Annotated in this window: 9 protein-coding genes; 3 read left to right on the top strand and 6 right to left on the bottom strand. The window is 43.0% G+C overall.

All coding sequences use genetic code 11. The annotated features are described in order from the left end of the window. The first annotated feature begins 61 nt into the window (after nt 1–61). Nucleotides 62–487 (top strand): IS5 family transposase, encoded by a 426-nt coding sequence (locus tag ACJJIJ_RS09360; protein ID WP_444939577.1) that lies wholly within the window; start codon nt 62–64, stop codon nt 485–487. Between the two features lie 966 nt (nt 488–1,453). On the opposite strand, the gene ACJJIJ_RS09355 is transcribed toward ACJJIJ_RS09360, so the two are convergent. The 5 genes from ACJJIJ_RS09355 to ACJJIJ_RS09335 all read right to left on the bottom strand — a co-directional run bounded on the left by ACJJIJ_RS09355 (nt 1,454) and on the right by ACJJIJ_RS09335 (nt 7,655). Continuing rightward, nucleotides 1,454–3,634, bottom strand: coding sequence for a glycosyltransferase (locus ACJJIJ_RS09355; protein ID WP_252081987.1), 2,181 nt, complete (start codon nt 3,632–3,634; stop codon nt 1,454–1,456). 116 nt (nt 3,635–3,750) lie between these two features. Continuing rightward, on the bottom strand, nt 3,751–4,929 hold the full coding sequence (locus tag ACJJIJ_RS09350) for a capsular polysaccharide export protein, LipB/KpsS family (protein ID WP_252081986.1): 1,179 nt from the start codon (nt 4,927–4,929) through the stop codon (nt 3,751–3,753). After that, nucleotides 4,929–5,633 carry an ABC transporter ATP-binding protein gene (locus ACJJIJ_RS09345; RefSeq protein ID WP_252081985.1) on the bottom strand — a complete coding sequence of 235 codons (705 nt, stop codon included), beginning with the start codon at nt 5,631–5,633 and terminating at the stop codon, nt 4,929–4,931. Before ACJJIJ_RS09345 ends, ACJJIJ_RS09350 begins: the two co-directional genes overlap by 1 nt. Then, nucleotides 5,630–6,406 (bottom strand): ABC transporter permease, encoded by a 777-nt coding sequence (locus ACJJIJ_RS09340; RefSeq protein WP_444939372.1) that lies wholly within the window; start codon nt 6,404–6,406, stop codon nt 5,630–5,632. Before ACJJIJ_RS09340 ends, ACJJIJ_RS09345 begins: the two co-directional genes overlap by 4 nt. Before the next feature lie 4 nt (nt 6,407–6,410). Beyond that, nucleotides 6,411–7,655 (bottom strand): glycosyltransferase, encoded by a 1,245-nt coding sequence (locus ACJJIJ_RS09335; RefSeq protein WP_252081983.1) that lies wholly within the window; start codon nt 7,653–7,655, stop codon nt 6,411–6,413. Between the two features lie 99 nt (nt 7,656–7,754). On the opposite strand from ACJJIJ_RS09335, the gene ACJJIJ_RS09330 reads away from it, so the two are divergent. Continuing rightward, complete coding sequence (locus ACJJIJ_RS09330; protein ID WP_252081982.1) at nt 7,755–8,873, top strand: glycosyltransferase; 1,119 nt, start codon at nt 7,755–7,757, stop codon at nt 8,871–8,873. Continuing rightward, nucleotides 8,873–9,964, top strand: a complete 1,092-nt coding sequence (locus ACJJIJ_RS09325; RefSeq protein WP_252081981.1) for a glycosyltransferase family 4 protein — start codon at nt 8,873–8,875, stop codon at nt 9,962–9,964. Before ACJJIJ_RS09330 ends, ACJJIJ_RS09325 begins: the two co-directional genes overlap by 1 nt. A 96-nt stretch (nt 9,965–10,060) precedes the next feature. Here ACJJIJ_RS09325 and ACJJIJ_RS09320 read toward each other — a convergent pair whose 3' ends face one another. Continuing rightward, nucleotides 10,061–11,764: a BatD family protein gene (locus ACJJIJ_RS09320; protein WP_444939371.1), complete on the bottom strand. Its 1,704-nt coding sequence runs from the start codon at nt 11,762–11,764 to the stop codon at nt 10,061–10,063. Between the last annotated feature and the right edge of the window lies 1 nt (nt 11,765).

Below are 11,765 nucleotides of genomic sequence, written 5' to 3'. Positions count from 1 at the left end.
GAGGAGGTCTTTTCTGATGACAGCTTCGTACCAGTAAAAAAGAGGTTCCGAAGTCAGGAAAATCAAGCGAGGCAAGGGTTCAAAGCAGATGGTGGTGGTCGATGGCGAAGGTATTCCACTGGGAGGCACCATTACTTCGGCCTCACCAGCAGAAGTGAAGTTATTACACCCATTACTTGATGTTACGTATAAAAATACAAAGATTCATCACTTAGTTTATGATAAAGCGGCGGACTCGGATCCTCTTAGAGATAGCCTGTTGAGTCGTGGAATCGCCCTTATCTGTCCACATAGGAGAAATAGGAAAAAAGCCTCAAGGCAGGATGGCAGAAAGTTCAGAAGGTACTCTCGCCGTTGGAAAGTTGAGAGGACTTTTGCGTGGTCGGGAAATTACCGCCGTTTAGTTGTTAGATGGGAGCGATATTTGTCCACTTATCGTGCTTTTTTCTATATTGCATGCATGTTAATTACGTTAAAGAAGTTATGAAACAGCTTCTAGAGTCGGCACCTCTCCCGACCAAGTAAAAAACATTGATGAGTTACTACCAACGGAGCGGGAATAAACGGTCCCAGACTTACAGTCTGAGATAAGCCGGGCATTTACTGAAAATAATTGCAGAGTTGTTAGACAGACTTCCCTAGACGATCCGTCGAGAGCTGCAACTCATACTGGTTACGTGGATATTGCCCCTGGGAAACATATAAACCTACAGACCTTGGCCTCTGGTAAGGGGGCAAGGCATAGAAAGTAACTGATGGGGCGCGGTAACAAATAGATACCCTAATTCGGAAAGAGTTAATTTCTTAGCTGGCAACAAGCTATTTAAAGAGACTTATCAGCGTATCATTACATGGTGGAATGTTCTACCAACTGAGCTATTCAGATCAGACAAGTAGTGGGGCTTATACAAACCTCAAAGGGTTACAGCAAAGCCCCACCGCAAGCGCTACGGCAAGTATGTCGGTGCGAAAAGATCAGAAACATAAGGCTGTCAACTTACATACGAAATCAAAGGGTCTTCTGTATCATTCTGATCAAGGTAATCAGTATACCAACCATACCAACCATACCAACCATACCAACCATACCAACCATATCTACCAAGCGCTCTTGAAGCAGCATAGAATGATGTGCTCAATGAATCATAAGAAAATTTTTTAGGTAGTAAACCAACAAAACCTTCTTAGCAACCTGAAGCAAGAGCGGTCAATCGAAAACACTTATGCAATAAGAAAGAATACTTTAAAAGATGCGAGAGCTTATATGGATTTCATCAACTCTCGCAGAGTACATACGAGGCTGGGGCAATATAATTCCCATCAAATTTGAGAAATCTGCTTAAAAAATATCCGGTTTGGAGTTGACCACAATACTTGTTCTTATTTTTAAGCGCCTATCTAAATCAGTAACCCTTTTTAAAAGAGTGGCATACTGGGTTGGTTCGGGTAATAATTAAATGTCCTTAGAAGCTATTTTTTTTATACCTAGCAGGCGATAAATTCCAGAAATAAGTTCCACGCCATTATTTGAGCCTATGCTCTTCCAAATTAGAAGCTTTATTGCCCTCTTGACTCGAAGCATAAAGTGTGACGATGTGTGGAGTGTTGTTTTTTTTGTATTATGGGGGATGTCAACTTGTGAGAATTTTACTCCAAGCAGGTAGGATTTTTTGGAAAATAGAGGGAGCGTCCTAGAATTAAACTTTTCTTGAATCCCTTGCCCGGGTATGCGAATTATTCCGAATTTAACCTTGGTGGTGATAGTAATTTCATCCCCATTTCTGTTCACTGATTTTGTTGAGGATTGGCCAAATGAATAAAATTCATTGATAAGATAATTGAGGAACTTATAAACACGATTTCTATCTGGTTCCCACTCCCTCGAAATAAGTGCCGCAGCTTCTTCTGGGGTTTCAGCCTTACTGCATATTCCTTTATGATAATAGAACGCATCACCAACAGAAACAACGTTCTTAAATCTTAGAATAGATAACAATCCAACTCCTGAGTTTAGAAGGAATACTGAGTCAGCAGCATCGATTAAATCATATATATTTTCTAGGTCGCAGTTAATAACATTGTGATTGTCTTCAAATGGGTATGTAGGGTTTTTTTCAAGCGGGTGTGTTTTAATAAGAAATACCCACTCCTTAAGTGATTTGGATACAATGTCCACCCATGCATAGAAATCAGAATATTCCCGTAGTGGCCCCTTAAAAATTTCGCAAACAGTATCAGTTGGTCTTTGAAGAGGTACAAGGCATATCTTTTTCCCATTTATTCGATACTTATTTTTAATATACTCCGAGCCCATTTTTTTTGGCTGCTTTTCAAGGTAGCCTCCCTGTTGTATTTCGTTTTTACAATACTCAGTAACTGATAAAATTTCGGTATCAGATAGTTCTCTGTCCCAGTTTTTTTCGTGATATGAAGTGCTGTCAGTATTGAATCCATTCATATCAAAGAAAACGGCTCCAGGGAGTGCTCCTCTCTCGTATACAATGTATGGTATTTCTTCATTTCTACAATATCTATAGATGTTTAATCTTTGTTTGTTTGCGTATGGATTGTGAAAAAATACTTGATCTATTTTTTTCTTTGATATGTGCTCTTTAAGCTCTGTTTCTGTTTCAAAAAATGATTCACGTTGGTAATCAACATGCCCAAGAGAGGGTATGACTTCTCTTATACTCTCAGTAAACTCACTGCCTTCAACTCCAAGAAATAGGGTTCTTTTTTCATTGTAGGGTATCGGTGGCAGCCAGCAACTACATTGATTGTCATGTTCTAACATACACTGCTTTAACAGGTTCTTGTTTTCCTTTGACTTCCTTATATAGTCACTAGACTCTTTTTCCCGCTCATGCCATAGATGAGCAATAAATATGCCATCTAATGCAGTCTCATCTCCATACTTTCTATACCAGGATCTGAATCCAGAGTAGCTTTGCGTATTCCAGTGTCCGTCGTTACTGTATATATTTGATGGTCTTGGAAATCTTGGGTTATTACTATATGCTCGATAGAATAGTTCGAAATCTTCACAGCCATGCCCTTGGAATCTTGGATCATGTCCCCCGAGGGCACAGTAATAGTACCGATCAAAAACAGCAACTGATGAACTGGCAGCGTAAAACTCTATTCTTTCATCTCCAGTTTTCATGCTGTCTTGGAGATAGATTTTTCTGTTTTCAGGCGTGTTGCTTATATACTCTTTAGATGCGCTGTCGGATAAATATATACATGGGATATTGATAACTTCATCTATCCCATCGCTGAATCTCTCATTAATAAGTATTTCGAGGTCTTTATAAAAATTCGCATACGGGAGTAGATCTATATCCTGGAAAAGGATATATTTTGCTGTTGATATCTCTGCACCGTGATTGCGTGCTTTTCCGATTGAAAAGGTTTCATTTGCGGTATTTATGTAAGAGTATAAGGCGCCATACTTAATGCAAATATCTTTTGCTTTACTTGAGGCTTCCGCATCACTACCAGAATCGACAAGGATAAAACGAGCATCTTGGTAGGTGAATTCACTTAGAACTGTTTCCAAATTAATTAGACAATTGTCTCGCAGTGGGCTATATCTGAACGGAATTATTACATCGAGGAAAATCGTTTGATTCATGGTAGCTCCGAGTGTTGATTACTGGGACATTACCATTGAATTGTTTCTGTTGGGTTTCGATTTTATTTAAAAAATTATAATGTTTTGTTTCAGAAAAATCAGGTTTACGTTATTTTTTAACTTAACTTGTTTTTTATCCATACCTTAAAAGCAGAAAAAATAATACCGGATAGAGGGTAACATGAGTATCTCTGATCTTTGATGGCCGATATTAGCTTGTTAAAAAATGAGCTTCTTGATACTGTAAGATTTTTTTGCTTTTGTAAAAGCAAGTGAAGGAGCTCTTCCTGGCCTTCAATTGAGAAAGTATGATGGGTAAGTATAGTTTCATCCAGCTCTGTTTTAATGATGGCGTCAGCTCCAGAAAAAACCCCATCCCCTACTGCGTAAACAGGTTTGTCGTATATCAATGATTCAAGTAAAACAGTACTGTTTATCCCCAAAACACAACTAGATTTTGATATCAATTGATGTAGTGGGGTTTCGTTATCGAGCTTTATTCGGCTATTTGGGGGGAGGAGGTTAAATGGTGGGGTGCGGTCAAGAGGGTGCTGGCGTGCAATAATATCTATATTGGGGGCTACATGTGATTCGGCCCACTCAAGAAAGTTTTTCATAGTGGAAAATGGAGAAAACTTTGTAATGTTTGTGTCTGTTTCTAACTGGAGGGGAATAAACAGATATCCATTATCAGAGATATCATTATCCCCAAATTTTTCCCTATATGACACTTTCCACTGTCTTACGTTTTGCCGCTCTTCCGAACTGATAGTTTTTGGTTTTGTAATAGAGATTGAGCTTTGCGCATTTACTCCAAGGGGGTCTTCATAGTAAGTGCCCGACTGTGGAAACCAGCCGGCCTCTAAGAAGGAAAATTTCTGATTTGGATTTATATCGCGAGCAAGATTTATAAAGTCCTGTTGGTAATGGGGTAGCCCATTCCAAATTATTATCTTTTCCGGTTTATAGCTTTCTATCACTTTATGGAAGCAGTTCGCTCGATAGTTTTTTATTTCTCTTAGGGTTTTATTTGGGTTCGCTTCGAATTGCTTCGCTAGAGCTTTGCTTCTAGGTAGGGAGATAAAGTTTAATCCGCTTGTTGCAATCTTTGCTTTTACTATGTTTGTGCAGTTTACACTGTGTGGTTGATTGATGTGGTTTCTACTAAAAAGTTGTACTTCCTCTTCAACCAATAGCAAAATATTATTTCCAAGTTCGGTTTCTTTACGCGCAATTGCTAAGATTACATCTGCACGTTGAATATCTGGCATTGGCTCGTATATAAGAACACGCATTACTTTTGTGACTCTTCATAGCATGCTACTACATCTTTGCTATCACCGTATTGGGCTACAACACCACCTTCAATCCATATGGCTTTGTTACAAAGCCGCTTAACAGTTTCTGCAGAATGAGAAACCAAAACCACAGTGTCTCCTGAGGTAATTTTTTCCCTCATTACTGCCTCTGACTTTCTTCTAAACCTAGAATCACCGACTGCTAAAATCTCATCAATCAGTAAGATATCAGATTTCAAATGAATAGCGACAGCCATTCCAAGCCGTTGTTTCATACCTGTAGAGTAGTTTTTAACAGGTTGGTCAAAAAACTCTTTAAGCTCGGCGAATTCATTAATTTCATCTAGTTTACTGACGATGAAATGCTTTTTCAGGCCCATCATCATGCCGCTGATAACAGCGTTTTGGCGGCCGGAAAGGTTTTGGTCGTAGCCAACAGTCAGTGAGAGCAGCGCAGTTCTGTGACCATGGTTGATCACTTTACCACCATCTGGTTTTATAATGCCGTTTAACAGGCGAAGTAAGGTGCTTTTCCCTGCGCCATTACGTCCGAGAACCCCAAGTGAGTCGCCCTCATATAGTTCGAAGCTAATATCTTTCAATGGGCTGTAAACATTGGTTGTACGGGTAAATGGAATTCCTGAGCGATAGGTCACTCGTACATTGTTTAAGCTAATGGCTGGCTTCTTGCTTCCACTCATCGTTGCATCAGTGCTCTTGCGAATACGGGATTTAGCTTTCTCATTATCAACCTAGCTAGGGCATAAAGTGATATAGCTGCGCAGGTGTAGATTGCCAAACTAGATACGTTAGGTGTTTGGTTGTACATCAATATATCGCGGTAGCTCTCAATTACCCAGATCATTGGGTTGTAAGCAAGAATATCTTGAATGTTTTCTGGTAATGAGCTGACGGTATAGAGGATTCCTGAGCCATACATACCGAGTCGCAGCAAATGGGGAATCAGATTAGAGAGATCTGGTACAAATGGAATGAGCGCGCTGGCGATCAGGCCACAGGCATAGTTGAGCAGGAACTGTATCGTAAGGATTAATGGAAGGTAGATGTAACTCCATGTGGGTGGATACCCCATTACCCATAACCCAATGAGCAGTAGCATAAACACAATACTGAACTTGAAGGTGTCCATAACGATATTAATCGATGGGAGTACTACTTTGGGGAAGTTGACTTGGCTGATCAGTGCATGATTTTGAGTGATTGCGGCTGAGCAGTGGCTGACACATTGGGCAAACCATTGCCAAACTACCAATCCCACAAGAAGGAAGGGGACAAAATCATCTGTTCCCTTTTGAAATACAACAGCAAATATAAAGTAATAGATCGCCATCGAAAAAATTGGCTCTATTATCCACCAGAGGAAACTCAGGTAGGTTTTTGAGGCTTCAGATCGTAAATTACAGAGCGCCTTGTAAAAGACGATGTCTCTATGATGTTTTTGTAGAAAGATCACGGGGTTAAAACACTGTTTGATATTCGGATAAAACTTTCTCAGAAACTGCTTTCGAGGACAATCCCAAAGTAGGGGAACCTATTTTCGATATGTCTTTTCTAGCCATATCTAGCAGTTCTTTCAATTGGTTCGCATCATTAACAGAGAAAATGGCGGCCGGAGAAAGTAGTTCTGCACAACCAGGGATATTAGAAGCAAGTACGGGCTTCTTTCTGGCGGCTGCCTCAAGTAACACTTGAGGTTGATTTTCCGGTGAGTTGCTAGGTATTACTAACAAGTCCAGAGAGTCTAGAAAATCTTTGCTCTGTGATTCGCAAAGCTCACCGACATACTCGGTAATTTTATAGGAGTTTAGGCACTGTTCGGCATAGCGTTGGTCGGAAATTCTTCCTGCGACCTTGAGTTTTATTTTTGAATCGCTGAGAGTATTTAGCGCATGGGTAAGAGTATGCAGGCCTTTGTGAGGGGCAACAGCCCCAAGAAACCCAACTACGAAGGGGGGAGGGGTCGTTTGCCGGTCAGGAACTGTTTCGAACCAAGTATCGGAAAGGCCTGCAGGAATATAGTGGCAATTATTGAGTGAGTAGTACTCTTTTATCAGTTTCAGGCTTGTTTTAGATAGGCAAATTACCTTTTTCGCTTTATTTAGGATTGAGGCCAATATTTGTTTGCGATTTTTGTTTTCTAATGTTGTTGTAAATGAAGTATTCTTTAAATGCAGAATTTTAGCGACAGTATTTCTTACAAGTGTGAACTGAGAAGCAGTTTTTAGCAGTTTGTTAGGGTGTGTTTCTGCAATACATTGAAAACAAGTTTTTTGATCGATAAAGCCTGAGCAGAAATCACCGGATTTGAGAGTCAATGTATGTTTGGGGCATAGCCACCAGAAGTCAGTAATCGAAATAAAGTATGGAATACCTAATTTCTGAGCTGCATTGAGTAAATTAATACCAATATGTGCCGGATTCACCATATGCACGAGATCGGGCTTCAATTCAGAAAGTAAAGAAAGATAATTGTCTACTGAGTCACCTTCAGTTGTCCCCCATCCAAAAGTTGGAAGTTTGATTTGGCGAAATCCTCCTTCATCAATGAATGTGCGATTACCTAATATCCCTTCAGGGTCGCCGCCCGCGACTATTACGTCACAACCGCGCTTACTTAAATCTAGCGCAAGATTGCGTATGTATTTTTCGGTTCCTTGATTATATCCGGGCCCGAATTGCATGGTAGAGAATAGTATTTTCACGTTGACACCGGGCTATTGGGGGGCGTTAATATACCTTAATGTGTTATAAAACAACAGGTTACCAGTAGGTTACTAACCCATCAATTAAGCGAGTCTCAATTGTTCCCCGAACTTCAAATTCTCCACTGTTACCGTACGTTTTACCCAGAATCTCAAGGGGGGCTCGAGCAGGTAATCTTAGAGGTTGCACAAAAAACAGACAAGTGTGGTGTGCTAACTCTTGCCGATACTCCCGCAAATTTAAATTTGAATGGTCGGCTTCCTGTTGTTGCAAAAAAGCGTTGGTTCTCAATTGCTTCTTGCTGCATTGGGCCGGGTTTTTTTGGGGCTCTATATCGCTCAAAAGCCAAGTTGTTACATTTTCATTTCCCCTGGCCGTTCGGTGATCTAGCTTATTTTGTGGCTGGAAAGTCACGCCCGCTGGTAGTGACTTATCATTCCGATATTGTCAGGCAACGACTACTTGGTGCTATTTATTGGCCTTTGATGCGTTGGTTTTTGGCTCGAGCAGATCGTATCGTAGCGACATCATACAATTATCTAGAAAGCAGCCCTGTTCTTGCCGCTTATAAGGATAAAGTGAAGGTGATTCCCCTTGGGGTATCCGAGGATGGGTACCCTGAACCTTCGGATAAGACAATGAAAAGCCTTGAGCTGCAATTTGGCCGGGATTTTATGCTATTTGTTGGTGTTCTCCGGTATTACAAAGGGTTGGAATTTTTAATTAGAGCCGCCGCGAATCAGCCCTATCGAGTAGTTATCGCTGGTAAAGGACCTGAGGCCAGTCGCTTGAAATCTCGGGTGGATAAGCTTGGAGCAAGTAACATATGTTTTGCCGGTTTTGTCAGTGATGAGGAGAAAGTCGCGCTAATGAAATTATGCCGAGCCGTCGTGTTCCCCTCGCATTTGCGCTCAGAGGCTTTCGGGGTAACCTTGATTGAAGGGTTGATGAACAGCAAGCCACTTATCTCTTGTGAAATCGGTACCGGAACCAGTTTTGTTAATCAAGATGGAGTAACGGGCCATGTTGTGAGGCCGGCTGATCATCTTGCATTACGCGAAGCGATGGATGATTTGTGGTCTGACGCTGTTAAAGCTGAGGAGATGGGGTGCGCTGGTCGTAGTCGTTATGAGAGGTTGTTTACTGCTGACAAAATGGCAGAAGCATATCACCAACTCTATCGGGAAGTTCTCTTGGAAAGGGGAGTGGTGGATTAATGGCCAAAATAGCAGTGGATGCTCGGCCACTTTCAATTCCCACTACAGGCATTGGACGTTATACCCGTGCACTTTTGGAACGAATGTTAAGAAGTGAGCATCATTGGTACTTATATAGCCATCAACCTCTTCTGGTTGATTTTCAATCCCTACCAAATGTGACTGTCCGGTCTGGAAACATTCAAAGGGGGAGTCTCAGTACTTTCTTTGCTCAGGCAGTTTTTCCATTTTGGGCTTGGAGGGATGAAGTAGATCTGTTTTGGTCCCCCCGTCACCACCTACCGCTTTGCCTGGGGGCATCGGTATCTAAGGTGCTCACAATCCACGATTTGGTATGGCAGCGCTTTCCTAAGACTATGTCGCGCTTGGGGCTGCAGCTTGAGAGGTTACTGATGCCTCTGGCTGTCAAGTTGGCTGGCTCAGTTATTGCCGTTTCTGAATCTACAGCAAGTGAGTTGAAGCAGTCATTTTCCGCTTGTGCTGAGAAGGTTGTGACTATTTATGAGGCTCCTTTTCTGAAGGTTTCTGAAGTCCCGGGCCCTCTTGGTGGGTATTTTCTATTTGTGGGTACGATTGAACCCCGCAAAAACCTTAGGAGGTTACTAGAAGCTTATGCCTCATATCGTACGATAGTGGCAGAGCCGCTGCCGTTGAAAATTTGTGGTGGTAGGGGATGGGGAATGCCTGAGCTGCAAGAGAGAGTGCGGGCGTTGGACCTAGAGGGAAGCGTTGAAATTCTCGGTTATATGGCCGACGATCAATTGCCAAAGCTCTACCGGGAGGCTAGAGCACTACTAATTCCATCGTTATATGAAGGATTTGGCTTGCCAATAGTCGAGGCTTATAGTCAGGGAACCCCTGTTTTGACGGCTAACCGAGGTGCTATGGCTGAAGTTGCTGGGAATGCAGCATTAACAGTCAATCCAGATTCCTCCGCAGAAATTACACAGGCACTCGCAGTAATGACTGAAGATCATCTGAAAGTAACTGAGTTGCAATCCTGTGCATTGAAAAGGGCGAGTGAGTTTTCTTGGGATAAGGCAGCCTCTGAGACTCTCTCATTGATGGAATCTATTTTGAATCGGGCCTAGTAATAGCGCTGATTAAATATATGCCTGGGTTGGGGCTTGGCCGGCTAAATCGATAGCAGGATTAGGTAGCTGTCAGGTCAAGCCCACTGCTAAAATTCAGGTGAAGAGCTTCGGTAATTCTTCAACCTCCGATGCCTTGTCCATACCGCCCTTTCGACTCATCAACCTATCAACCAGAACTTTTATTTTTACTATATTTAGCGGTTTAACAGGTTCTTGATAGATGGCTGCGCTGAGCAGCGATTGGATCTCATGAAGCTCCTCAAAGCCTAACTGGTGCGAAACCTCACTTAAATTATTACCCTCAACTTGTGGCCAGCGTTGCAGAAGCCAGTCGAGTAGGGCTTGTTGAATGTGTCTAGGATCTTCACTTTCAAGAGCCTTCTTTAGCTTGGCTTCGTGGTGCATTTTTCTTGCTGGCTCGGCGCTCGCTGTGGGCTGTTCCAGCCGTTGGGGACGATATCGATAAAGGTAAAAAATCCACAGAAGGTGGGAGGCAAGGGCGGCTATGGCCAGATTGCGCCAGAAATGATCTTGCTCCTCCAAAGTGGTGGTTCCAGGAGCCAGTGTAGGGAGATTTCCTGGCTCTTGAGTTTGGGGTGTGGTTGCAGCAGTACCGCTGACTTCAAAGCGGAAGGCGGGGAGCTGGGTGGCGCGCTGTTTTTGGCTCTTGGTATCCCACCAGGTGAGTGTGACGGCAGGTAGCTGATAATTACCGGGCTGAGTGGCGACGATTGCGGTAGTTTCTATGCGGCTACCTGTTACTCCATTTGGGCCTATCTGATCTTCTTGTTGTGGTTGATCTGGGTAGGTTTTAAGGCCTTCAATATCCAACTTGGGGAGAGGTGGAAGCTGGGCTGCGCGCAGACCCTCTGCCCGTATGGTAAGAATACGGGTTATGGGCTCGCCGACAGTGAAGGTATCCGGATTTTGGCTCCAGCTTTGTACGATTCCGAGGCTTGCAGCGGGCAGCCAGTGGGCACCGCTATAGCTGTCAGGCTTGGGAAGGACCTCAATAGTTTTTGCCTGGGAGCGCAATCGTAATCTCTGACTGTTGCGATTGAACAGTGAGAAAGGATCTCGGCGACCGGCAACCGCAACATAAGTCATTGCCGGGATAGAGAGCTGGCCAGAGCTATCGGGAAAAACGGCATAAGTGAGTTCATATACCGCATGGCTGACACCTCCGAGCTTGCGCTCATAGCGCTGTTCGTCGACTTTTTCTACATGGGCGCCGGCTACTTGTAAAGGTTCGGTGGCGATATCGTGCAGACCGATTGTTGTGTATAGGCGCACCTTAACAAGTAGCTGTTCTTGTACGTAGACTTTATCTTTATCTAATTCGATCTCCAGAAAGGCTTTGCGATCGGCACCGTCGGGTGCACTACCGGCTTCGCTGACTTTTATGGGGATTGCATCAGAAACTTGTCCTTTATAGTGCAGAGAGGGAATAAACAGCTCTCCTTCCCGCTTTGGTGCCAGTGTGAGCGTCCATTCGACGAAGCTTTCCGCACGACCATTAATTACCCGATATTGGTTGGATTGCTGACGGGATAGAATATCGAAATCCGGCTCAAGTAATTCGAAATCGGGTTGGCCGCCATTTTCATCACCGGAGTAGCGCACGCGCAGATTCAGGGTCTCATCAATACCAATTTTATTGCGGTCCACGCTGGCATTGAGGTCGCTGCCCCAACTGCTTGTGGGCAGGCAAAAGAGAGCAAGAAAAAATAGCAGGCAATGAAGTCCTGTAAGGTTTAGTGGCCGAGTAAGTTTATGTTTTCTAAAAAAGCTATCCATA

This window comes from Microbulbifer mixtoriginis (SeqCode), assembly GCF_052467945.1.
This window is presented reverse-complemented; position numbering and strand designations above follow the sequence as displayed.